Here is a 24834-nt window from a genome sequence, read left to right on the forward strand (position 1 = left end):
CGCTAGCAACTAGGCAGATTAGCCCAGAAGCTTCAGCACTGCCGATGGCAGCTGGTTGGCCTGGGCCAGAACCGAAGTCGAAGCTTGCTGCAGGGTCTGCTGCTTGGTCAGCTGGGCAGTTTCAGCAGCGAAGTCGGTATCTTGTACACGACCACGGGCAGCTTCGGCGTTTTCGTTAATGTTTTGCAGGTTGTTGATGGTGCTGGTCAGACGGTTCTGCTGAGCACCCAGGTCGGCACGCGAGGTGTTGATTGCCTGCAGAGCATCGTCGATGGCGCTTACGGCGGCACTGAAGGTAGCTGCAGCGGAGGTGGTATCGGCACCAGTGATGCTCTTGCCGGCCAGACCGGTCAGGGCAGCGTTGGCACCCGTGGTCTTCATTGCAGCGCTCAGGCTGACGGTGATCTGGTTCGCCCCACCCGCGTTGGAGCCGACCTGGAAGGTCATCACGCCAGCGGAGCCGTCCAGCAGTGTCTTACCGTTCAGCTGGGTGCTGTCGGCAATACGGTCGATCTCTGCCAGCATCGACTGGAATTCTTTGTCCAGAGCGTCACGGTCCAGCTTGCTGTTAGAGTCGTTTCGCGACTGAACCGCCAGCTCACGCATACGCTGCAGAATGTTGCTCTGCTCTTGCATTGCGCCTTCAGCGGTCTGGGCGATGGAGATACCGTCGTTGGCGTTTTTGATAGCCATGGTCTGACCACGGATCTGCGAGGTCATACGGGTAGCGATCTGCAGACCCGCGGCGTCGTCTTTGGCGCTGTTGATTTTCAGGCCAGAAGACAGACGAGTCATCGAGGTGCTCAGCGCGTCGGAAGCACGGTTCAGGTTCTTCTGAACGCCCAGAGAGGTGGTGTTGGTATTTACAGTCAAAGCCATGACGAATTCCTCGTTGGATTGGTACTACGGCTTCCGGCCTTGGCAATTCGCCGGGTGTGGCACAGAGAACCTTCGTAATGTTTATCGTCGTCAGGGCAGTTTGCTTTAGGGCGATTTCAGATTTTTTTTACTGGCATCCTGCCACCTCAATGGAATCAAGGGTTTGACGCCAAAAAACCCTCCCCCCTTAAACCGAAAAAGCGCCGGCCGGTTAGGGCAGCGCTTTTCCTTTACTCGCTTCTGTCACTCAGCCATTACGCTCGATAATCGCCGAACCCCATGACAGGCCAACACCGAACCCGCTGAGCGCGACGCGCTTGCATTGCGAGCCGATCACATGCTTCTCCAACAACAGCGGAATGCTTGACGACACTGTATTGCCAGTCTCAACCATATCCTTCACAAACTTTTCGCGATGCCGCCCTTCATCGAAGCGTTGCGAAACCGCATCCACGATAGCCGCGCTGCCCTGATGCAAGCAGTACAGGTCGACATCCTCTGCCTTCAGCTCACTTGCCTCGAGCAGCTGCTGCAGATGCGCCGGCACCTTGACCAAGGCAAAGTTGTAGACTTGACGGCCATTCATGAAGAATTTGCCATCGGTGGTGCGCAGATGCTCCGCACCCGCGCCATCGCTGCCGAACAGCGATTTACCCAGCTGCCAAGCGGCCCCCTCGCCCATCCATGTGGCAGTTGCGGCATCACCGAACAGCATGGTGGTGTTGCGATCCTCGGGATCGACAATCTTTGAATAGGGGTCCGCGGTAATCAGCAGGCCATTCTTCAGCCCGGCAGCATCCATGAAGCCCTTCATGGCATACAGCCCATAAACATAACCGGAGCAGCCCAGCGAAATATCGAAGGCGGCGACCGCAGTCGACAACCCCAACTTGTGCTGAACGATTGCGGCGGTGTGCGGCAAGCCTTCGGCATCACCATTCTGGGTGACGACGATCACCACATCGATAGAGGCCGGATCAAGCGCCGGATTGGCAGCGAACAACATCCGGGCGGCCTCGACGCCCATGTCGGAGGTTTCCTGGCCAACTTCCTTGCGCGGCAGAAAGGTCGAACCGATCTTGCCGAAGATGAAATCCTGATCCTTGCCGAACTTCGCACCTTGGGCGTAGTTGTCGACACCCTCTACAGGTACGTAACTGGCGATGCTTTTGATGCCAATCATTGTGGCTTCCCGATGGAAATGGCGAAAATTCACGGGCTTTGCGGCCAAGGCCTTCACCTTGCACGACGCGGCGACATGGCTGCCCGCTGACTCAATAGATTAGAGATGCACGTTTTGACTGCCAAGTCACTCCATCATGCACCACATAGCCCGGGGTTCACAAATCACGCGGTCAGCCGCGCAACCCCCATTTGTTGCTAGCGCCAAAAAATTTTAGGCACATATCTTGCTCGCTCAACCGTAAACAGGAAAGACACCCTCACCCCCCTACAGTGTCCCGCCCTTCCAGCAGGACCTTCACCACCGATAAGGACACCTCAATGAAGGTTTGCCACACCTATCGAGAAAACTTATACCACCTACTGGGTGCGATCTTTCAAGTCATGGAAAAACGACCGGTGATCGCTGAACTGGGCGTTCTGCGCGGTGAGAATGCACTGAAGATCCATTCCGCCCTGGCGCCGGAAAAAATGGTCCTAATCGACAGTTGGAGCAAGGCTGCCAACGATGCCTATAGCCCCTTCGACGAGCTGCCACCGTGGGTCGTGCCGGTCGACACCTATGCCTATTACTATGGGGGTTCCCTGCACGACCAGCAGACATGGGACAAGCTGTACGAGGAGTGCCAGGCGCGCTTTGCGCACTTGCCCGAGGTGACAATCATCCGCTCGGAAACTATTGGCGCCATCAACAAAATTCGACAGGAAACCGACATCGGCAAGTTCGACCTGGTCTACATCGATGCCAATCACCAGTACGAATACATTCTGCGCGACCTGATGTACTACCAGGATCTAGTGGCCGACAATGGTTTCATCATGCTCAACGATTGCTGCCATAGCCCGAACGGGACCAAGCAGAACCTAGGCGTGCTCGAAGCCCTGGGGAGCTTCATCAAGCGCTCAGACTTCATTCCAATTGCAATGACCAACACCGACTGGTCGGACGTGATTCTCGCTCGCAAGAACTCCGTGCTTGTCGAGCTAATGGACATGGCCCTGACCAATTCGGATGTGCCGTACGTCGAAATTCCCTATCAACTAATCACTGCGGCGCGCGTGGTTTACGGAAGCCAGCGGCACAATATCAGTTTCTCCTGACGCCCCCAGGCCTGCCGATTCCGTTCGATCCATGCAGACCCGCACCAAATGACAAAGGCGCTTTCCATAGCGCCTTCGTTGTTGACGAGCAGCCGTCCATACGCCGGTGGATCACCCCGCTAGCCAAGCACGCCGCCAGTCATCCAGCCTGTGCCCTTCCAGCAGCCATTCGCTACGCACGATCGCTTGCTGGGCGTCGCCCAGCGCAGCAGAAGCATCAAGATCCTCCAGATGCAGGCGGATAGCCCGCACCCAGTCGGCGGCCTGGTTACTCACCCGCGATAACGGCAAGGCATCGCCGCCGGCAAAGCCTGCAACCCGACTGCAGATAACCGGCTGCCCGCAAGCTGCATGCTGAAGCACCCGCATATCGCCGGAGCAGGCATTGACCAGGGTTTCAGCCATTGGCACCAAGGCGATGTCCAGATTCAAAGCGGCCAGATGCCCCCCCAAACAATGCGGCTCCACGGCGGCGTGATGCTCCTTGAGGTAGGGCCGCAAGGCGGCGGGGCAATCACCCAATACCACCCAGTCAACTTCACCCGCCAACATCGCCACAACCTCGGTGAGCAAGTACGCATCATGGCAGCCCAACCATCCCACTCGTGGCTTTTCCCCCACGCGCCGAGCCCCCTGCAAACGCCCCCACGAAACGTGCAACACATTGTCAAGCACCCGCACATCATCGTGCTGGGCGCTTACCAACTCAGCCAGCGCCGCAGTTGCAACCAGCACCCTGTCAGCGTGCATTACGCCGAACCGGATGCGCTGCTCCAGATCCTCGACAGAACACACCTGCCCATTACCACTGGCCTGCGGATAGCGGTCCAGATCATAGACCTTAAATGCCTGCGAGAAAGCGCGCAGGCGCCGCAACGCCAACAACCCTGAGTCATCCAGCGGGCGCTGCAGGACGATACTTGAAGGGTTGAAGCGTTCTATCTCCACCGGCGACAGGATTCCGGCAGTCACCGCGCCATCGATATGGCCTGCCTCGCGCAAAGCCTCCAAAGGCAACAGCAGGCGCGAACCTGCCGCACTTTCCTGATCGGCCGCGCAGATAAGCACGGTAGGGACCAGCCCTTTCAATGGCCGCCAACTCATCCCCCCCCCTTGGACGGCAAACGCTTCGCCAGCACTCAGCGAGAAATTGACGTTGTACGCTGGGTCTCGCGCCAACTGCGGCAACCAGCGCGCATACAAAGCGTCCTCCTCGTCGACACTCACCTGCTCGCCCTGCGGGCCGTCAAGCAACAGCCGAGCATGGGGCGTCCAGACGTTCAGATAACCCGCACTAAGCAGCCTGAGGCACAGGTCTTCGGCTATCCAGCGAGAGAATAGAGGCGCAATGTCGAAGCCACCGCATTCAATGAACAGCGAGCGGCGCACCATGAGGCACTCACCGCCAACTGCCGAGCAACTCTGCTCCAGCCCAAGGCGTCCCATGTAACCGGAATCCTGCAGGGACCGACTCTCGAAGGCCCGCCCAACCCCACCGCCGAGCCCTAGCACCAGGGCCGCTTGGCGAATAGTGCTATCCCTGGACAGCAGCTTGCACCCAACGGCCCCCACCTCCGGGCGCTGTGCATGATTGAGCAACGATTGCAACCAATCGCCGTCAAGCACGACACTCCCGGCATCCAGCCACAGGAGGTATTCGCCCCGAGCCTCTTCCACCGCCGCGTTACACATGGCCGCCCGTGTGTAGCCGGGCTCAAAGCGCAAGATATTAAAGCGCTCTTCCCCCATCTGCCCAACCATCGCAAGCCAATCCAGCAACACAGGGTCATCACTGCCCGGCTCAACCAGCAACACCTCAAAATTGGTATATGTCGTCTGTGCTAGCACACTCTCCAGGCAGCGCTGGAAGTGCAGCAACTGCCCTTCTAGGAAGATGACGACACTGACCGAAGCCTGATGATGGTGCGCATAGTCGATACGGTAACGACCCGGCGCCGCCATCAACGGCAGCGCTCGAGCAGCTGCATATCCACAGCCCCGCAAATATGCTTCGATGACTGCACGTTCATCAGCACACGCCTGCAACTGAAGGGCGTTACCAATCAGCAATGGCTCGCTGACGTGAACAACACACCCCGGCCCCCAATTGCCGATCAAACGCAGCTGGAATTCGAGCTCGAACGCACGGCCAGCCGCGTGGTTGAACCCCCCAAGCTGGCGCCAGGCATCATAACGGTACAACCAATGCCGCGACAGATAGCCAGGGAAAGCCAGCAACATGTCTAGGTTCAGGTCCGGCCGTAATGCGGTGTCGACCACCCCCTGCATCTGGCACAAGGCTTCATCCGCATAGACAGCAAGACAATCCGGGGAAGCCTGGGTTAACTCCATTGCTGTCAGTAAAAAGCCACTAGCGGTAAATTCGCTGCCGGCGCTCGCTAACATAAACCAGTCACCGGTGCTCTGGTACAGACAAGCACTGATCGCAACTTCAGGCCGCACAGGGTCGCACTTCACCCACTGGACAGCGCCCGCCCCCGGATTTTCCTGCCCCAACACGTACACCTTCACATCCGGGTACAGGCCGCGACTTAGGCTATCCAAGGTGATTGCCAGCGCCACGGGGTCACCGTGGTCGACCACCAGAACAGCAAAACGCACCGCAGCTGCCCCCACCAGGCGATCTTGGATCAACCGCATCTGCTGCGGTCTCGGATAACGTTGCCGCAGCCACTCGCGCACCCCCAACCGATTGCCCACGGCCTCACGACGGGCAGCTGCCTGAGTCTTGGCGATAAAAACGTCCAATTGCCCCCAGAACGGCGACGTTCGCTCGACGTAACGTTGCAACGCGCCTTCCAGGCCGGCCTGGGCATGGGCCAAGGCATCCTCGCGATCCAGCATGGCAAAACCAGCGCTGCCGACGAAGCTGGCGTCGAGAAATGCCTGATCGATGCCGTGCCCGGGAATGAAAATGACCGGGCACCCGCAGAGCACAGCAATTACACAGGTCATCGACCATTCATGGGTGTACATAACCTCTGCCTGCTGAAGCAGTTGCGCTAACTCCGGTAACGTCAGGGCATTGGCCATGCTCAGCAGGCGCACATCAACTGGCAGTATTGAGTAGTCAATGGCGTCGAGAGGATAGCGATTCTGGTAGAGGTAACGTCCTTCACGCTGATTTTGCCGCTGCCCGGCACAGAAAAGGTCAACATCTATTGTGGGCAGGCACAGCAAATCACCGTCGGGGCGACCATGATCTTCGGCGATCAATTTGCCTGAGTAGAACAGCAGATCGCTCGGAGCCGCCTCCATGCCACGACCGCTGATGAACCCCTCGAAGTTCAATAGGAAGCGCGCCACAACCGAACAGTTGAACGGATTGCCCGCAGTGACTTCTGGATAGACTGCAATTGGCACCCGACCTGCCAGGCTGTGACGCTGGCGGGCCTCGTCATCCAGCAACGGCGTCTTCAGCTCTGGGTTCACCACCTTACCGCCACAGATAAAGGCCTCTCGCCCATTAAGGTTGAGCAGATGACAGAGGTAATGGAGCGAGGTGATCCCCGATGATGTCTCGCGGTAATCCGGCGCCATAATGTAATACGGGTGTTCCGGTCGGGCATACATCAGTCGCAGGCGCTGCAAGGGCTGCTCCAGGCCGGCGCCAAGCTGAACGGAATTTGACATGAGGTGGAGAACTCCAGAAAGCAGCTGATCAATCGCCGGGCCAAGGGCGGTTAAGCGTTCCGCGCACCCGCGAAGAACTGGAAGATAGCTGCGCACACCTCAGCGACCTGGCGGATGCTCATGTCGGAGTAAAGTGGCAAGCGCACCAAGCGTGCAGAAACTTCTTGCGTGACGGACAAATCACCAACGCTGCGCGAGTAGCGCAGCCCAGCAGGCGAATCATGCAAGGGAACATAATGGAATACCGCATAAATACCCCGCTCCCTGAGAAACTCAATCAGTTCGCCGCGCTCTTCGTTATTGCGCATCAGCAGGTAGAAAATATGCGCATTGGCAGGTTTGCCTCCCCGAGCAACAGGCAAAGTGAAACAACCGTCCGCTTCCAGGGGCGCCAGCTGATGGTAATAGGACTCGTACAACGAGCGCCGATGAGTATTAATGCTTTCCCCCTGCTCCAGCTGGGCATACAGGAAAGCCGCCGTCAACTCGCTGGGCAGGAATGAAGAACCTACGTCGACCCAGGTGTACTTGCTCACTTCTCCGCGAGAAAAGGCTTTGCGGTTGGTACCTTTCTGCCAGATTATTTCAGCCCGCTCGATCAACCTGGGGTCGTTGATAAGCAGAGCCCCACCCTCACCGCTAATCACGTTTTTTGTTTCGTGAAAACTCAAACACCCTAGGTGGCCTATGGTGCCCAACGCGCGGGTTTTCTCCCGCGCGAGGATCGCTTGGGCAGCGTCCTCAATGAGGATCAGACCATGTTTGTCGCACAGGCGCAGCAGGACGTCCATGTCGCAAGGTTGACCTGCGTAATGTACGGCGACGATAGCCTTGGTCTTCTCGGTGATTGCCGCCTCCACCAGGCGCTCGTCCAGGTTCAAAGTATCCTTACGTATATCCAGGAAAACCGGTACTGCGCCACGCAAAACAAAGGCGTTTGCGGTGGACACGAAGGTGAACGACGGCATGATGACCTCATCGCCCGGCCCGATGTCCGCTAGGATCGCCGCCATCTCAAGGGCCGCTGTACACGAGTGCGTCAGCAGTGCCTTGGAACATCCGAGGTTGGCCTCCAGCCATTCCTGGCATAAGCGCGTGAATTGCCCGTCGCCGGCGATACCGCCATTCATCACCGCCTGCGCGATATAGAACAGCTCTTTGCCAACGACAAAAGGCTTATTGAAAGGAATGATCTGCTTGCTCACGTTCGTGTCTCCGGGTTCGAGCTTCAGGCAAAGTCCGACAAGGAAAGGTAACCACCCAACAGCGCGTCTAGGAAATCAACCTGAACGGCTTGCTCGAGCCCATGCTTGTCGAAGAAGGCACGCGCACGCTGGTAGTAGTACTGCTCCAATGCCTGATCGGCATCGGTATGACCGGCATCGAAGCCATGCTGCGACAATGCGGAGCATTTGACCGCCGCATACTTGCGACAGCAGACCTCCACCGACTGATCCAGCCATGCAGTGCGCTGCGGTCGAGTGAAGTGCAAATAGTCCTGGGCCTGCGCCGAAACCGACTTGTCCAATAGCAAAGCAGCCAGGTTGTCAGCCAACCATGGCGCAAAATGGTAGCCATCCCTGCGTGTACCGGAGGCAATGAAAGTATTGTCATTAAGCTGGCCGATAACCGGGTAGCCATCAAGGCTCAGCGGGCGATAACCGAAGTTGTAGCGGATGAAGCCACTGGAGCGGTGCAAATGGTTGACTTGGTTAATCGCACCATTGATCAACGCCGCCACCGACTCTGCCCGCGGGAAGTGTTCATCAGCGGTCGTCACCAGGTTGGTGGCCCCGACGACGAACTGGTCGTCCTGATAGGGTGCATGGTAGATCCCGCAGGCACCGCCCCGGTTGGGAGTGCGCAGTACGTACCGCCCTTTGATACCGTGGTTCTTCAACACCACAGTCGCACCCACACCATTGATGACCCGAATGCAGCCTTCCTCGTTCCACAGCCGCGTGGCCATGCTGCCATTAGCCAGCACGACACGCTCGGCGCCAAGAACGCGTCCGTCTTCCAGAACAACACCACGGGTACGCCCATTGACCTTGTCCAACGTTTTCACCACGCCGTCGACAAAACGCACACCACGTTTTTCCAGCGTGGCCTGCAGCGCATGGATCACACCGTCCGGATTGAGCACACCTTCGCGCGGCAAGAACAGCGCCTGACGCGTGCGATAGTTTGCCCCTGGTACATAAGCGGGCTCCAAGCGCGGGTCGACACGCTCATAGGGCTCAGCAAATTCATCAAGGTAACCGGCGATCGCATCGAACGCGGCATCCTCAAAACGGTTGGATGCGTTGTTATTCACCAACACGGTACCCAGGCGATAATATCCGGCGGGAATCTCGAACTCTTCGACGAAGCTTCCCCACAGACGGGCCGATGCCTGGCTCAATTCGAATTTCAGACGGTCACGCGGTTGATCGAGTGCGCCCGGCTCGAGTTCGGCGAAGGAGTTGAGCATGGCCGCCGCGGCCATGGAGGCGCTGTAAGGACGTGTTACCGGGCCAACCACTTGGATGCGTTCACCTGGGACGCTTCGCGACAAGCCTGCCGCGATAGCCAAGGCGACCATGCCATTGCCAATGATCAGAAACATGGGTGCTCCTTACAGCAACTTGACGATGCACAGTGACGGGTAGGTTTCCGAGCGTTTAATCTCGTGACGCACCCTTCCAAGTATCTCGGCGACATAGGCATAGCCTTCGCCCGGCAGGAAGTCGCGCTGCAATTGGAAGAACACCAGCAACGCACCAGGCACACAGCGTGGAAGAATCTGTTCCAGCGCAAATCGAGTCGGCCCCTCCAAGTTCATATCGAAGAAAGCGAGGGCGACCAGTAGGTTGCGTTGCTGCTCGATGAACTGTGGCAAGGTGTCCTTGATATCCCCTTCTACAACCTGATGCCCGCCCGGTACCTGAGGTAGGGCATTGATGCCTTCGTGAAGGGTCAACAGGTGACGCAGGTAATCCGCATAGCCATTACCCGTGTCATAGCAACCATCCTGGAAATGCGCGTTGGCAACCTGCCCATCGCCGGAATGAGATTTGTAACCGGCAAAAGTATCGAACGCAGCAATCCGGCGTTGTTTGTTGAACGGTTCAAATATCGCCCTAAGGTTTTCACAAAGCACAGCGTTCTGCCCACGCCACGTGCCGAAGTCGAATATCGAGCCAGGCAAACGGACAATCTCACGATAAAGATCGGAAATCGCCAGCATCCGTGCTAACGATGCAGAGCGGATGAATAAACCAAGATTGCGCTCCTTTTCGGCATCATCCAGCGGCGCGTTATGGAAAGCCTGCCAGAGCTGCTCGCGGGCTTCGAGCTGACTATCGCTGGACTGGGTGACGGAGGTGGAACCGCTTTTGAGCATGGTGCTCTCCTAAAGGCAGAGTGAACGGACAGTTCGTCAAGAAGCCTTGCGCACAAGCAAGGTGAACTCGTACAAACCATAATCATGCAAGAGTGCCACCTCCCGGGAGTACGTTGTTTTGCACAGATCAAAGTAGAAGCAGGGATCACCGTAATAGAGGTAATCACGCATGAAAGGAGGGTCTGAATAGGAGGTCAGGCAATTGAACGCGAAGCCCTTGCGACTACAGGCATCCATCGTGCGCAGTACGTCAGCGATATAGGCCTCCCAGGTTGCACGCGGGGTCGCCTGACACACATTGAAAATGCCACTGGCCACCGCATAATCCGCCTGCCGCGAGGCACTTTCTGCCACCTCGAAACACACTGTGGCGCTGGCTGGATGCTGCTGACGAGCTGCTGCGATCATCTGCTCCGACACGTCGTATCCATGGTAATCAACCGTCACTCCACGCGCCTGCAACCACGCCAACAGTGCGCCGTAACCACATCCGACATCAATCAGGCTAAACCCTTCCTGCTGCTCATTGACAGGCACCAGTTTGAGCAACTGGGCAAACCGTAGCTGCTGCGATGCACTACCGTTCCAGTCCACCCCCTCAGGGGTGGCACCATGTGCACGGATGCGCGATGAGTAGTAATCCGCCACGTCTTGCAAGATATTCGTGCTCATGGACATCGCCTCAGAAAAGTTGACGCATCGCTACCTGTGTTGAACAACAGGTCGACAACACTGACAGCATGTTGGAACTCGCCGAACAATTGAGGGTGCTCGGGATAACCCGCATAACTCATGTACGACACATTGACCCCAGCAGCAGCAAAGGCCGCTTCATCCAGATAGCAACTGGCCGCAGGCCCCGATAGATACTCGGTGGCCTCTAGTGCCTGGCATAGCTGGATCAGCCGTTCATTCTTACCCTCGCTGTGCCCCAGGTCCTCCGAGCGATATAGCGGCGTATGAATGTCGAGCAGGGTGCACAGACCGCTGATGAAAAGCTCGTTGATACGAGAAAGACTATCGATGCTGGCTGCCTGCTCGTAGAGGGCACGAATCGGTGCCTCCATCTGGGTAAAGCAAGCTGCTCGCCGATAACTCATTTCGATGGTCTTCCAGTGCTTGGCTGCCCAGTCGGGCTCACTGATTTGCACTTCATTGATCAACTGCTCGTATCGCCCACGGTTCTTCACCGGGATGGTCAACCAGTGCTCTCCCTGGGCAGTCTTGATCTTGTTGCGATTGCGCCAGTCGCGCCGGGTGTACTGAACATCGTCATAGAGAACAAACGCGTCAACACTGCGAATCAGATCGAAATAGCCCTTCCAAGGGATATAGTTTGACTGGACTACAGCCACTTTTTTTTGCATCCCGAACCTCATGAGCGCAGCGCAGGAGTGTGCTTTGCGGCCTGTCAATAAATCGCCATCGGGCAAGAAAAAGCCGGGCTTTAACCCGGCTTTTGCAATTTCCAAGCCAGCTAAACCACTAAACCACCTGAGCAAGCCAACTAGGTTCGCCCTCTGACGGCACTTCGGCGGTCGCCACATAACGGGCTTGTCCAGCAAATGCCAACGGCCAAGTCTTCGCCAACTCCATCGCCACTGTCAGAGTTGGGGTGGGCAGGTCGTGGACAAATAACTGGGCCCGAGGCGTCCATATCGCCATCATTCCAGCGTTCGTCACAGCCAACGACAGACTAATACCGAAATCGGCAGAAGCCTTGATTCCGCCGCATTGATCGAGGACATCCTTGCGTACCATCAGACAGGCATCCGAGATCGCCGGGCATTGCCGCACAGACTGTGGCCAACGCGACTGAACGCTCTGCTCGATTGTCATGCCCTTCCAAGGTTCATGGATCTGTGGGCCGGCCACCAACTCATAACCGGCATGCACCAAAACACCCTCTAAATCGCACAGGCAGGCCCCTACAACTCCGACTTCAGGGCGCTGCGCTTCATTCATCAGGGCTTCAATCCAAGCTGGCGAATTAACTTGGCATCGCTCGGATAACACCACCAGATACTCGCCGCGAGCCTGCTGCGCCGCCAGGTCCAACAGCACCTCCCGCGGAGCATCGGCCTCGCCGGTCACCAGCCGCACGCGCCCGGCGAAAGACTGCAGCGCGGCGCCCCCGATATCGATAGCACTGCCCGCGCAGGCCAGGAGGATCTCATAGCGCGGATAGCGAGTACGCTGCAAGACCGAGGTAAGGCAACTCTGCAGTTGCTCCTGGTCAGTCTCGCAAGCTAGCAAAATGCTAACTAAAGGAACCGTAGGGTGACGGAAATCGATAGTCAGGCCAGCGCCTTTCACATCGCTGACATGCCCACGATAACCAAGTTGCGCCAAGTGCCGATTGAGGATGGTCGCTGCCTCCTTTGCCAGCGCCGCTCCCGGTTGCTCACCAATGACCAAGTATTCTCCCATGTACGCCAAGCTACCCAGCCCATGCTCCTCGACCAGGCGCAGCAATAGGTCCAGCTCGAAGGCATGGTGATAAGTTTCGCTAAAGCCGCCCAGGTCGACTACAACCTGCCGACGCACCAACCAGTGTCTGGACATCAGCTCTGGCTGACTGCGTAACAAATCCAAGTCAGCCCCTGGGCGCACCACCCCCAATAGACGCCCTTGGGCATCACGCTGCACTTCGTTGGCAGCAATGGCTTGGCAGGCAGGAGTATCGACGAGTTCTACCAGCAACCGCTGGACACCGCCGGCAAGCAGCACATCACCTGCATCGAGCAGCATCAACCATTCGCTTGGCAGTTGGAGCAACACCTGGTTCAGGTGAGCAAGCCAGTTACTTTCGTTTACCTGAACGAAATGCAGCACATCGCGAGCAGTGGTGATCGCTGGTGGCTTGCCTCCCTTGAGCACCACCAGCTTGAAGTTGCGCAGGCCACACGCAAGCAGGCTGTCGAAAGTAGCCTGCAACGCCTGGTCGTCATCCTCCAGATCGAGCACGACAAACGCCAGTGGCGTAGCTGGATGTCTAGCCAAATACGCTTGTACACGTTGACGTCCCGCTGCATTAGGTGTGGCGCAGGCAATCTGAGCGAGCACCTTGCCTGATGGCGTGCCTTGCAATTGTTGCTGCGTACCGGGAGCCGGTACATGCTGCAAGCGGTCAATCCACGCCGCCAGCTCACGGCCCCGTTCAACTTCAGAATCATCCCGCAGCATTGCCATCAACAACTGACAGACCTCGAGGCTGAACAGGCCTAGCCCCAGCGCCTGCCAGTAGCGCTGCACCAGGCTTTCAGCGGTGTCATTAGGATGCACCTGCAGCAGTTCGCGCTGGCGAACCCAGCTTCCCTCGAGTAAATGTTGGTGACGCTGCCCCGTCGGCCACGCATGGCAGAGAAACTCCAGCGCGCTCAACTGGGCGAACAAGGCACCCGTGTAATAAGGGAGCTCTACATACTGACGCGGCTCGAAGGCGCGCTGTGGATCGCCAACGATGCTGTCCCAGCTGGAGGTCACCAGCAAGGGTGCATCTCCCTGGGTATAGGTTCCACGGACGAAGCGGTTGAGTACCACAAAGCCATCTTCGTCCAGGCTCGCGTCTTTTTGCTCGAGCAGCCAGAGGTGCAAGGACCGAACCAGTTGCACTAAGTGTTCTTCGCGTGCGGCTGGCGCGAGTGTGCAAGGCACGTACTCACAGACAACGTCTGTCTGATCAAGGCGAACAATCGCGCCATCAGCCAACAGCTCGTAAGATAGCGCGACACACAGGCCGGCAAAATCCAGATCTGCCGGCAAAACGGCCAGCGCAGCCTGCAATGTCGAAACGCGCATTATCGCACGCCAAGCCTGCTGACCACTCTGCGCATACTGCGACAGACGCCCATGCGCGTCATCCTGCAACGCGCCTGAGAGCGCAGCGCCCAGTTTGTGATAAGCCACCTGGCTGTTACCAGGGACGTAACCCAGAGCGTAACCTTGTACGGCGCCCACCTGCGGCTGACCTTGCAGATAGGCTGCGGCACGATCCAGGGCATCATCCAACACAAAGTCGCTATCCAGCGCTAGCGTTACCAGCGGCGTGGAGACCTGCGCGAGCAGCTGCACCCATTGCGTATAGCTCATAGCTGCCGAACCGGCTGGCCAGGGCTGAGCCTCCAGACACGGTATGCCGCGCTCACGATAATAGTGAGCTGCGCGAAGACGCGACTCACCCGCGCTGTACCCGAGCAGGACGACAGTTACATCACTGCGCGACCCGGTTGCAGTTTCGATCATAGTGCACCTGTTAAAGTAGTCATTCGACGCCAGGCGTCATTGTTCAATCGGCCAGCCAGGCATTCGCCCAGTGCTGCAAATGATGTTCGTTGAGGACATAGTCTCGCAGCACGATCTCGCGAAGACCGTCGCCCTGACGGTAGCTCGCCATCGGGTCGGAAAGATGCATGCGTATTGCGTCGAGCCACTGCGCGGTTGTGTTCTCGCGCACCCGCGTGCAGGGAAGATAACCAGCGTACGCCTTGGTATCGGTACAGATCACCGGAAAACCACAGGCGCCATATTCCAGCAAGCGGAGGTTGCTCTTACAGTCGTTGAAAAGATTTTGCTCAAGCGGCGCGAGCGCCAGATCAAGGTTGAGGCTGGCCAGTTTTTGTGGGTATAGAGCGAAAGGAATACCTGAGTAGAATTCCTTCACATACGGCCTCAGTTCGTTCGGGCACATACCGAAGAACACCCAGTCGACCTCTGTCGACAGTGTCTTCACCACATCGAGCAGTAACTCTAGATCTCCTCTGTGGCTGGTACCTCCTGCCCAGCCAACTCTCGGCCGGGTACTGGTCTGGCGCTGACTCACCAACCCCGTCCACAGAGGCGCAGCCAGCATGTTCGGCACCACCCGAATATCTTGGTGCATGCTGGACAATGCGTCGGCCAGCGGTTCGGTGGAGACCACCACGCGATCACACAAACCGATCGCTTCGGCTACCAGCTCGCGCATGTTCGCCGGCATGTTGCGCGCATGATCGTTCTTTTTTGGCGGGTCGATGATGTAGTCATCCAGCTCATAAATTCGCCGGGCAGAGGAAAAGCGCTTGTACCGATCGATATCGCGCACATTGGCCGGCAGGTAGCGACACTGCAGGATCATCACATCGGGCTTTTCTCGCTCAAGCTCGATCAATCCCGGCGCGCTGTAGTCGATACGGCCCTGGATCCAGCCTGCTCGCTCCAGCTCGGCAAAGGGTTGGACGACTCGATAGTGCCCGATGGCCGAGGTCGTGCTCGGCAGTGCCAAAACCGACGGCATGGCCCGGGCGATGAACGGATCCCACCCACCGCGCAACCCAGCGTCGAAATTGCAGTTCGGCACCTTCAGGCTCAGGTTCCGGTTGTAGGCGGGGTCTAACGCCACCCAGGCCAACCAGCGCTGATACAGCATGTCACGGTCAGCCTGCTGCCCCTGTGCGGTGACTTCCTGCGCTGCCACCACGGGCAACCGAGCCACAAGTGAAAAGGGCGTCCAAACCGCAAGGTAACCCAACGCCCTAGCGCGCAAGCAAAAGTCCACGTCAAACAGGGATTCCTGCAGGTTAGCGGTATCCAGCCCATTCAACTCATCGAATAACTCTCGACGCACCAACAGGCAGTCGATACTTAGCGCACTCCAGTTCTGCACCAGGCGCAGCCTGTTCATGTACCCATCCGCACCCACTGGGCAGCCGAGAAAGGCGCTACTTGCGCCCGACTGCATGCCGATGACCAGGCCGGTGGATACAACCGCACCATTGCTGTCGAACAGTTTAGGGCCAACCAGGCCAACTTCCGGACGCTGCCCTTGGTGCATCAGTTCGCTCAACCACTGGGCATCGAACAAGAAACATCCTGCATCCAGTAACAATAAGAAGTCAGCGCGCGCCTGGCGGCACCCCTCATTGATACTCTGGATTCGCTCCAGGGCACCAACTTCGACGACCCGCAATTGGTCGCTGCCCAGACTCGCCAAACCGATCAACCAGCCACGCACATCTGTCGCCGTACAGGCATTGGCAACCAGCAGGATTTCGAAATGGCGGTATGCAGTGTTTTCAAGCACAGACTCGACACAACGCATCAGCGCTGTCAGATCGCTACCGGCATGAATGACGATCGAGACACTGGCAGGCTGGGCATGCAGATAGGTCACGCGGGTCATCAAACTGCCCTCGATGCCCTCCACCTGCGCATTGACGCCCGAGCGCCCAAGGTGCGCTTGCACGACACGAGAGGCCTGGTCATGCCCACTTGCTTCACCCAGCCATTCGGCATACCCACGACGGCATTGCACCAATACTTCGGCGATGTGCTCCACCACCTGCAGGCCATGCGTTTCGACCAGACGCCATAGCAAGTCGTGAGGCGCCAGACCAGCAAAGCTTGTATCGAAACCACCCAGTTCACGTACCGCCGAGGCATTAAATGCCAACAACCGCCCAACGTAGGGCAAACTGCGCATCAGATCGAGGTTGAAGTCCGGTTTGAAAATCGGTGCCGATGGCGCAAGGTTGTCATTGGTCCCTTCATCAATGTACAGACAAAGGGTTTCGGCCCGCAGAGCCATGCGTTCGGCCATGATTACACAAGCGTGTGGGTGCAGGTGATCACCCGCTCTCGCAAGGAACACCCAGTCAAATTGCTGTTCACTGGCAAGCCACTGGTTGAGCGCCTCGAGGCCGGTACCCAGCCGCACCACATATCGAGCACCACGTTGTGGGGCGAGTTGGAAACTTTCCGGAGCCAGTACAAGAACCACTCCAGCCCGATATGATTGCTGATCCAGGCTGGCCAGGGTATTGTCCAAGGCCTTTTCGTCACCCGCATCGCAAAACACGACCATCGCGATGCGAGGTTGACTTGGCCACTGCCCAATACGCTTTGGGAGCAATCGCTCCTGCCCAGGCGACAATTTGCGGCAATCCAACCACTCGGCGTACAGCTCAGTGAAGCTCAGGCTCGAGACGCCAACCTGCTGGCTGAAATTGGCGATTTGTGCCGTGAAGAAACGCTGAAGATCATACTCATCCCACTTTTGCAGCGGGTCATCCAGGAAGCTAGCCAAGGGCAGGAAACGTACCCACCCATCAGCTGGAGCGGGCTCACTCGATCGCTCCCTGAGCATTTGCAACAGCCATTCGGTTTCAGCCTTGAAAGCCTCGACCATTGCACTCTGATGACTTAGCCGCCCCGGATGAACACGCTCCAGACTTAATACCTGCTCCAGGCTACACAGGTGCCCTCGACGTAGCAGACAGGCATAGAGCGCCAAGTCAACACGCGCCGCAAATCCTCGCCCCTCCTGCACTAGAGTCGGCAGACAATCCGCAACCTGCTCGCGCCGCAATAGCGCATGGCTGATCCCTCCAAACAGGTTAACGGCACCGTCGGTAATACTTTCCAATAAATCATTGCCATTGAGCACTGCGCTACACAAGGAAATGACAAAGTTCAGTGCGCGCGATGGCAACAAGACGTCATCCGCGGCACACAACAGACGCTGGCAGATAACCATGCTGATCTGCTGTGAGCTGCCTAACGCCCTGGCCTGCTCGCTGATGCACGAGGGGAATAACGTATCATCGTCACACAGAAACTTGATCAACTCCCCCTGGGAATGCTCCAGGCAAGCTACCAAGTTGCAGGCAAAACCTAGACGCTTAGGATTGCGCACATAGCGAAGCGGCACCGATGAGGTTTGCCCGAGCGACTGGCAGGCTGCTTCGATCTCGGAGCCCGCACTGTCATCGCAAACCACGATTTCCAGATTCGGATAATCCTGTGCCAAAGCACTGCTCAGTGTACCGGGGAAGAAATCGGCATTGAACGCTGGAATGGCGATAGTGACGAGGGGATGTGCGTTCACGAGTGCTCACTTAACGATTTAGTCGATCTGACCAGGACTTTTCAGCCACGCCCCATCAGCGTTGCTCCGCGAGAAAAAGTAGGCGGCATCATCGCGCGAGCCGCCCCTTGAAGGAGCCTCGGTCAGATGTAGTTGACCAACGACAAGCCGGCAACCTTGGCATAGGCTTGCAATGAAGCCTGCAGCATGTTGGTCTGCATTTGCAGGCGCAACATGACTTCGGCGGGGTCACTTTCGCGGATCGAACTTTGCGTCTTGGTATTCTCGACGCCCAGTGCTTCGTTGGTTTCGGCCTGCACATCTAACGCCTGCCCTCGGCCACCAATAGCGCTGACAGACGAGGCCACCTGGCTGATAGCGCTGGCGACGTTCCCAGTAGCCGAATCCAGCGCAGCCAAGAAGTTCTGTCGCGCAACCGGATCGCTGTCGATTGGCATGCTCAATGCCGTACGCAGCTTACTGATGGTGTCCAGGGGGTTTTGTGTCTGATGCGTATCGACCTTCACCCCGAACGAATCCCCTGCGCTCGGTGCTCCCGACAGCTCGAAACTGACACCGGCGGCCGTCGCTGTCGTACCACCAGCCCCCCCTAGTGTACCTTCGGCTACCGGCCGGCTGTCGGCAGTAACTGGCGACGCATACAGTTCGAACGCCGTGCTGCTGGTAAATTTAAGCACGGCGCCACCCGATGGGAAGGCAGCCTTGTAGGCGTCTGGGTCGGTGATGGTGGCGCCCTTAATGTGCTCGGACGAGGCATTACCGGGGCTGCGCGTACCGGAAACCTCATCAGGCGTGGAGCTAAGGTTGAACGTATGCCCTGCGATAGCAGCATCTTCGTTGCCCTTGTCGCCGTCCTTGAAGGAGATATCCAAGCGCAGCTCGACACCGCGAAAGCTTATGGTGCTGTTATCGCCATTGGGGTCGAACTTGCCGCCCTGGCTGGCCTCGAGCGTGACGTCATTGCCGTCGGTGTCGGTGATCTTGTATTCGGTGCTACTGAGAAATTCGACCGTATACGGCTCGCCATTACGGAACCGATCATTGTAAGTCGAGCTGCCGGAAACCTGGCCATTGGACAGGTTCACACGGCCATCGTCGGCTGCCGGTGCGGTCAACTGGGTCTGGGTGCGACTGGTATTGAGCGCCTGCTCGAAAGCGTCATAACCGGTTTCGTTGGCCGCCAGGCTGAGCATGTCGCCAACTTGCAGGTTCAGCTTACCTTGATCGCCCTGGTAGCTGTAGGTGCCGTCGGCATTACGCACGTACGGAGGTGTATCGCCCTTGGAGCCGGAGAAGATGTACTTGCCGCTCTCGTCCCGGCTGTTCATCAGGTTGAACAGCTGGTTTTCCAACGCCGCGAGCTCATCAGCGTTCGCCTTGCGATCAGCGTCGGTGAAGGCACCGTTACCAGAGCTGATGGCAAGCTCGTTGACTCGCTGCAAGACGTTGCCAATCGATGTCAGCGTACTTTCCGCAGTCCCCAGCGCATTACGCACATTCACGGTATTGGAGGCATATTGCTTCAGCATGCTCTGCTGCTGTTCAAGTTGCAGCAAACGCGCCGCGCCCACCGGGTCGTCCTTGCCGGAGCGCACGCGGATGCCATCGCTAGACTCCTGCTGGCTCTTCACCGTCTTGGCAAAGTTGCTCTGATAGTTAGCCTGGTTGGTGTTGTAAAACTGCGAAGTAGAGATGCGTACGCTCACGATCTAAGGCTCCTTAAAGACTCTGGATCAAGGTTGCAAAGGTTTCCTGGGCCGCCTTGATGATCTGCGACGACGCGGTGTAGTACTGCTGGAACTTGACTAGGTTGCCGACCTCTTCGTCGACCGACACGCCCGACAGGCCGTTACGGCTGTCCAGCGCCGACGTGTGCAGTGCGTTGGTAGCATCGCTGTCCATCTGCGCCTGGCCGGCCTTGCCGCCGACGTTGGACACCAGCTTGGCGTAAGCATCGGTAAAGCTGATGCCTTTGCCGTTCGCGCCCATTTCAATCGTAGGCTTGGTCTGCAGGTCGATCACCGACTGGGCGTTGCGGTTGTCCGACGAGCCTGCGCCGGTCAGCGCCACGGTATAGCTGTCACCGTTTTGCGGCGCGCCAGCTACGCTCATTTCAAAGGTGAAATTGCCGCCCAGCGAGTTACCGTTGCCATCCACCATCGGCACCGACAATTGCAGCTTGTTGTCCTGCCCCGGCACGATGGTGCCGCTACCGATTTCCGTGCCCTTGGCGTCATACATCTTGTAGGCCTGAGGCGATGCGGTGTCGTCACCGAACACCAGCTTGACCGGCGTCGAATACTTCAGGCCTGCCTGCAGCTGCGAACGCTGGGTGGCATCGTAAATGTCCAGCTTCGATGTCAGCGTCGGCTGGGTGATCACACCGGTACCCTTGTTGCCCGAACCACTGGTAGCGGTCAGTGGGGCAGACAGCGCCAAGCGCTTGGGGTCGGTCAGGACGGTCTCGATACCCGCAGCAGCATTGCGAGTTGGGGTGATCTTGAAGCTGTCGCCGGCACTCAAGTTGCCGCCATTGAGCGACAAGGTGAAGCCGTCAATCACCGGCGCCGGATCGTCGCTCAGGTCGTAGCGGCCCATCTCGGTGCCTTCGGGCAGCTTGCGCACACTGTAGCCCGTGGCGCTGGTGAAGGTTACCTGGTAGTCGCTGGTAGCCAGCTTGCCCGGGTCTTTGATGGTGACGTCCAGGTTGCCAGAGCCAGCGCTGTTGCTCGACTTGGCGATACTGCGCTCGCTAAGGGCCTTGGCGCTGTTGATGTCGCCGAACAGCGTGGCGCCGAAGTTACCGTCCTTGTCGATGCCTTGGGCCAGTTGGCTGTTGATGGCATCGGCCACCGCCAGGGCGACACGGCCCAACTCATTGAGCGCCGGGTCTAGGGTTTCGCTGCGGTAGCGAATCAGGCCACCGAGCTCGCCACCGGTGGCACTGCTGGTAACGTCCATCTTGGTCGAGCCACGGTTGAGCATAAGGCTCGCACGGGTCGGGTCAGCCGCGCTGGGCTCCACGCCCAGGGTCTGGGTGGTCTTGCCCAGCACCAGCGCCTGCCCGTTCTTGAGGTAGATGTCGTAGTTGCCTTCCCGCTCGACCACATCGGTGCCGATCAGCTTGTTCAGCTCGCGTACCGCGCCGTCGCGCTGGTCAAGCAGGTCGTTGGGCTGCCCGCCAGTAGCACCCAAGCGCGTGATCTGGGTGTTCAGCTCGGCGATGGTGTTGGTCAGGTTGTTGACCTGATCGGCAATCCCCACCATGTTGCTGTTGATGTTGCTCAACTGCTGGTTGAGCTGGGATGACAAGGTATTGAAGCGCTTGGCCAGCGACTGTGCGCTGGACAGCAGCAATTGCCGCGAAGAGTCATCAGCCGGTTTAGCAGCCGCATCCTGCATGGCGGTGAAAAAGGTTTTCAGTGCCGCTGTGATGCCGGTGTCGCTGCTCGACAGCGAGGTGTCCAACGGCGTGATCTGATTCAGGTACGAGGACGTCTCGCTGCTCAGCGAAGTGGTGGTGCGCAGCTGGTTCTCGATGAACGCGTTGTACACCCGGCGCACGTCTGCCAGGGTGGTGCCACTGCCAATGAACACCTGGCCGACCTGCTGGCCGCCCTTGGTCTTCTGCACGTTTTGCTGGCGCGAGTAGCTTTCGACATCGGCGTTGGCGATGTTGTTACCGAGGGTGTACATCCCCGATTGCGCGGCACCAAGCCCCGACATACCAATGTTGATCAGACTCGCCATGGTTCCATGCCCTTAAAGTTTCGTTGCGGTACCGAGCATTGCGTAGTGCTCGTACGACTTCATCTGTCTTGCGATCTGCGAGATCTTGCTGGCGTAATTCGGGTCGGTGGCGTACCCGGCCTTTTGCAACTCTTGCACGAACTGTTCTGGTTTATCGGCGGCCTGCACCGCATCTTGATAGCGCGAATTGTTCTGCAACAGACTGACCAGGTCGTGGAAGCTGTCCTGGTAGGAATCGTAAGCGCGGAACGCCGCCGTCTCCTTGACGAACTGGCCATCGCGGAACTCGCTGGTGATCGCCCGCGCCTCGCCACCCGCCCAGTTGCCGGTCGCTTTGATACCAAACAGGTTGTGGCTGCTGCTGCCATCGCTGTTGCGCATGACCGATTTGCCCCAACCGGTTTCCAGGGCGGCCTGCGCCACCAAGTAACGTGGGTCGATACCAATGCGCTTGGCCGCCTGCTCGGCCATCGGCAGCATGGTGGCAACGAATTCGTCGCTGTCGGCAAAGGCCTTTTTCGGTGCCAAGGGTGGCTGGGCCACGGCGCGCCCGAGGATGCGCAGGCCGTTGTCCGGCACAGCGAAAGCCTTGGCCACTTGTTGGCCGTCACGGGCCGGCACCGCAGCGCTGTTGCTGGTCGCCGCCGACGGCACGATGCCGGCCAGCAGGCGGTCGGTAAGCCGGCTCGGCAGCGCCAGGCGCCGCGAATTGAGCGCGGCGACGTCGTTGCGGGTGGTGCCCGCCTGGTTGGCCTGCACCGGCTCGGCCACCTTGTTGCCCCACAGCGCCGGGGCATTGCCCTCGCTACGCGGAAACGGGCTGGTGTTGGCCGGCGTACCCTTGTTCTTCGACAGCTGACGCACCAGCACATCCTGCAGCCCGATACCACCACCCTCGCGGGACATGCTCACGGCCAGCTGCTGGTCGTACATGTCACGGTATTGCTTGACCGTCTCGGTGTTCATTGGGTTGTCGGCGGCCAGCACATCGCTGGCCTTGCGCGAAGCCTTGAGCATTTCGCTGATGAATAGCGACTCGAACTCCTGAGCCACCTTACGTACGTTAGCGTCGCTGTCGCGATCACCATGCTTGAGCGAGCTCAGGCGATTGAGGTCGGTGTAGGCGCCGCTGTCGGCGCTACCAGAAACCAAGCTCTTGCTGTTCATCGGCGCCGTCCTTAAATCACGATCAGGTCGGCCTGCAAGGCGCCGGCCTGTTTCAGGGCTTCAAGGATGGCCATTAGGTCACTGGGCGCTGCGCCCACCTGGTTCACCGCGCGGACGATTTCATCCAGCGTGGTGCCCGGGCCGAATTTGAACATCGGCTTGGCTTCCTGCTCGGCGTTAACCCGCGAACGCGGCACCACGGCCGTTTCGCCGTTGGAGAACGGCCCCGGCTGGCTGACGATCGGGTCTTCGGTGATAGTCACGGTCAGGCTGCCGTGGGTCACCGCCGCCGGCGACACCTTGACGTTCTGGCCAATGACGATGGTACCGGTACGCGAGTTGATGATGACCTTGGCCACCGCCTGGCCTGGATCGATTTCGAGGTTTTCGAGAATCGACAGGTAGTCCACGCGCTGGCTCGGGTCCATTGGCGCGGTGACCCGCACCGAACCGCCATCCACCGCCTGGGCCACACCTGGGCCAAGCAGGTCGTTGACCTTGTCGACAATGCGCTTGGCGGTGGTGAAGTCGGGGCGATTGAGGTTCAGGGTCAGGCTGTTGCCCTGGTTGAAGCCGCTCGGCACCGCACGTTCGACAGACGCACCGCCAGGGATGCGCCCGGCCGACGGAACGTTGACGGTGATCTTCGAGCCGTCACGGCCCTCGGCATCGAAGCCGCCCACCACCAGGTTGCCCTGGGCCACGGCATAGACGTTGCCGTCGATACCTTTGAGCGGGGTCATCAGCAGGCTGCCGCCGCGCAGGCTCTTGGAGTTACCGATCGAAGACACGGTAATGTCCACCACCTGGCCTGGCTTGGCGAACGCTGGCAGGTCGGCATGCACCGACACCGCCGCAACGTTCTTCAACTGCACGTTGCCGGAGCCGGCTGGCACCTTGATGCCGAACTGCGACAGCATGTTGTTGAAGGTTTGCAGGGTGAACGGCGTTTGGGTGGTCTGGTCACCCGTGCCGTTGAGCCCCACCACCAGGCCGTAACCGATCAGCTGGTTGGAGCGCACGCCAGAAATGCTGGCGATATCCTTCAGGCGCTCAGCCTGGGCCCCGAAGGCACAGGACAGGAGCAGGGTTGCGGCAATCAGCTGCCTCACGTTGAACATGGTCATTCGTACTCAGAAAGGCCAAAGCGGGCTGATGAAGAAGCGGTCCAGCCACCCGGGCTGGCTGGCATCGGCGAACGAGCCGGTACCGGAATAGGTGATGCGCGCGTCGGCCACGCGGGTGGACGGCACGGTATTGTCGGTGGCGATGTCGTCGGCGCGGATCATGCCGGCAATGCGCACCAGCTCTTCGCCGGTGTTCAGGGTCAGCCATTTCTCGCCGCGCACGGCGATGATGCCGTTGGGCAGCACCTCGGCCACGGTCACCGTGATAGAACCGGTCAGGGTGTTGCCCTGGGTCGCCTTGCTGTCGCCCTTGGTGGCGCGCTCGCCGCTGTAGCCGGCTTCCAGCGACAGGTCACCACTGCCGAACGGGTTATTGGTATTCGGCGTGGTGCCGAACAGCGAGGTCAGGCCGATGTCGGCCTTGCTGTTCTTCTGGATCTGCGAACCGGCGTTCTTGCTGGCCGATGTGCGCTCGTTGAGGGTGATGGTGATGATGTCACCCACCCGGAACGCCTTGCGGTCGCTGTACAGGTTCTGCTCGAAACCAGACTGGTAAATCGAACCGTTGTTGGCCGCTGCCGGCAACGGGGTGCGCGGCAGTACCGGCGCATAGTACGGGTCGTTAGGCTTGGGCGTCGGCGCGACGCAACCTGCCAGCAACACCGCCCCCCCCAGGGCGAAAACGGACAACAGACGCTTCATGACGCTTACCTCACGGCTACGGG

At 58.7% G+C, this 24834-nt stretch carries 16 protein-coding genes; 1 reads left to right on the plus strand and 15 read right to left on the minus strand.

Going from position 1 to position 24834, the window contains the following annotated elements; translation table 11 throughout:
- Positions 1-18: 18 nt before the first annotated feature.
- Positions 19-879, minus strand: coding sequence for a flagellin domain-containing protein (locus DV532_RS17670; RefSeq protein WP_056805154.1), 861 nt, complete (start codon positions 877-879; stop codon positions 19-21).
- A gap of 247 nt (positions 880-1126) precedes the next feature.
- Complete coding sequence (locus DV532_RS17675) at positions 1127-2062, minus strand: ketoacyl-ACP synthase III (RefSeq protein WP_056805150.1); 936 nt, start codon at positions 2060-2062, stop codon at positions 1127-1129.
- Positions 2063-2460: 398 nt separating this feature from the next.
- On the opposite strand from DV532_RS17675, the gene DV532_RS17680 reads away from it, so the two are divergent.
- Positions 2461-3162, plus strand: a complete 702-nt coding sequence (locus DV532_RS17680) for a class I SAM-dependent methyltransferase (RefSeq protein WP_236707552.1) — start codon at positions 2461-2463, stop codon at positions 3160-3162.
- Positions 3163-3273: 111 nt separating this feature from the next.
- Here the strand turns inward: DV532_RS17680 and DV532_RS17685 are convergent, their stop codons facing one another.
- The 13 genes from DV532_RS17685 to flgH all read right to left on the minus strand — a co-directional run bounded on the left by DV532_RS17685 (position 3274) and on the right by flgH (position 24811).
- Positions 3274-6912 carry a glycosyltransferase gene (locus tag DV532_RS17685; RefSeq protein ID WP_177339545.1) on the minus strand — a complete coding sequence of 1213 codons (3639 nt, stop codon included), beginning with the start codon at positions 6910-6912 and terminating at the stop codon, positions 3274-3276.
- Positions 6867-8021 carry a dTDP-4-amino-4,6-dideoxygalactose transaminase gene (rffA, locus tag DV532_RS17690; RefSeq protein ID WP_082477129.1) on the minus strand — a complete coding sequence of 385 codons (1155 nt, stop codon included), beginning with the start codon at positions 8019-8021 and terminating at the stop codon, positions 6867-6869. The genes DV532_RS17685 and rffA overlap by 46 nt, the downstream gene beginning before the upstream one ends.
- Before the next feature lie 23 nt (positions 8022-8044).
- The gene (locus tag DV532_RS17695; protein WP_056805140.1) at positions 8045-9424 is read right to left on the minus strand and encodes an FAD-binding oxidoreductase; all 1380 of its coding nucleotides are present in this window, start codon (positions 9422-9424) and stop codon (positions 8045-8047) included.
- A gap of 9 nt (positions 9425-9433) precedes the next feature.
- Positions 9434-10201 (minus strand): hypothetical protein, encoded by a 768-nt coding sequence (locus tag DV532_RS17700; RefSeq protein ID WP_056805137.1) that lies wholly within the window; start codon positions 10199-10201, stop codon positions 9434-9436.
- Between the two features lie 36 nt (positions 10202-10237).
- The gene (locus tag DV532_RS17705; RefSeq protein WP_056805134.1) at positions 10238-10873 is read right to left on the minus strand and encodes a class I SAM-dependent methyltransferase; all 636 of its coding nucleotides are present in this window, start codon (positions 10871-10873) and stop codon (positions 10238-10240) included.
- On the minus strand, positions 10870-11673 hold the full coding sequence (locus DV532_RS17710; protein WP_236707551.1) for a WbqC family protein: 804 nt from the start codon (positions 11671-11673) through the stop codon (positions 10870-10872). The genes DV532_RS17705 and DV532_RS17710 overlap by 4 nt, the downstream gene beginning before the upstream one ends.
- A gap of 13 nt (positions 11674-11686) precedes the next feature.
- On the minus strand, positions 11687-14293 hold the full coding sequence (locus tag DV532_RS17715; RefSeq protein ID WP_236707550.1) for a glycosyltransferase: 2607 nt from the start codon (positions 14291-14293) through the stop codon (positions 11687-11689).
- Between the two features lie 196 nt (positions 14294-14489).
- Entirely contained in the window at positions 14490-18065 is a 3576-nt protein-coding gene (locus DV532_RS17720; protein ID WP_056805125.1) for a glycosyltransferase, read from the minus strand.
- A gap of 122 nt (positions 18066-18187) precedes the next feature.
- A complete protein-coding gene (locus DV532_RS17725) occupies positions 18188-19771 on the minus strand; it encodes a flagellar hook-associated protein 3 (RefSeq protein ID WP_056805122.1) in 1584 nt (527 codons plus the stop codon).
- A 13-nt stretch (positions 19772-19784) separates the two neighbouring features.
- Positions 19785-21815: a flagellar hook-associated protein FlgK gene (flgK, locus tag DV532_RS17730; protein WP_056805118.1), complete on the minus strand. Its 2031-nt coding sequence runs from the start codon at positions 21813-21815 to the stop codon at positions 19785-19787.
- Between the two features lie 12 nt (positions 21816-21827).
- Positions 21828-22982 carry a flagellar assembly peptidoglycan hydrolase FlgJ gene (gene flgJ, locus DV532_RS17735; protein ID WP_056805116.1) on the minus strand — a complete coding sequence of 385 codons (1155 nt, stop codon included), beginning with the start codon at positions 22980-22982 and terminating at the stop codon, positions 21828-21830.
- An 11-nt stretch (positions 22983-22993) separates the two neighbouring features.
- Positions 22994-24103, minus strand: coding sequence for a flagellar basal body P-ring protein FlgI (locus DV532_RS17740; protein WP_056805421.1), 1110 nt, complete (start codon positions 24101-24103; stop codon positions 22994-22996).
- Positions 24104-24115: 12 nt separating this feature from the next.
- A complete protein-coding gene (gene flgH / locus DV532_RS17745; protein ID WP_056805113.1) occupies positions 24116-24811 on the minus strand; it encodes a flagellar basal body L-ring protein FlgH in 696 nt (231 codons plus the stop codon).
- Positions 24812-24834 lie beyond the last annotated feature (23 nt).

The sequence above is a fragment of the Pseudomonas sp. Leaf58 genome, from assembly GCF_003627215.1.
Taxonomy (GTDB): domain Bacteria; phylum Pseudomonadota; class Gammaproteobacteria; order Pseudomonadales; family Pseudomonadaceae; genus Aquipseudomonas.

Excerpts from the sequence above, each read along its gene's own strand:
- DV532_RS17670 (WP_056805154.1), bottom strand. The coding sequence starts at position 879 with ATGGCTTTGACTGTAAATACCAACACCACCTCTCTGGGCGTTCAGAAG.
- DV532_RS17715 (WP_236707550.1), bottom strand. The coding sequence starts at position 14,293 with ATGAGCTATACGCAATGGGTGCAGCTGCTCGCGCAGGTCTCCACGCCG.
- DV532_RS17695 (WP_056805140.1), bottom strand. The coding sequence starts at position 9,424 with ATGTTTCTGATCATTGGCAATGGCATGGTCGCCTTGGCTATCGCGGCA.
- flgH (WP_056805113.1), bottom strand. The coding sequence starts at position 24,811 with ATGAAGCGTCTGTTGTCCGTTTTCGCCCTGGGGGGGGCGGTGTTGCTG.
- flgJ (WP_056805116.1), bottom strand. The coding sequence starts at position 22,982 with ATGAACAGCAAGAGCTTGGTTTCTGGTAGCGCCGACAGCGGCGCCTAC.
- DV532_RS17740 (WP_056805421.1), bottom strand. The coding sequence starts at position 24,103 with ATGTTCAACGTGAGGCAGCTGATTGCCGCAACCCTGCTCCTGTCCTGT.
- DV532_RS17700 (WP_056805137.1), bottom strand. The coding sequence starts at position 10,201 with ATGCTCAAAAGCGGTTCCACCTCCGTCACCCAGTCCAGCGATAGTCAG.
- flgK (WP_056805118.1), bottom strand. The coding sequence starts at position 21,815 with ATGGCGAGTCTGATCAACATTGGTATGTCGGGGCTTGGTGCCGCGCAA.
- DV532_RS17705 (WP_056805134.1), bottom strand. The coding sequence starts at position 10,873 with ATGAGCACGAATATCTTGCAAGACGTGGCGGATTACTACTCATCGCGC.
- DV532_RS17675 (WP_056805150.1), bottom strand. The coding sequence starts at position 2,062 with ATGATTGGCATCAAAAGCATCGCCAGTTACGTACCTGTAGAGGGTGTC.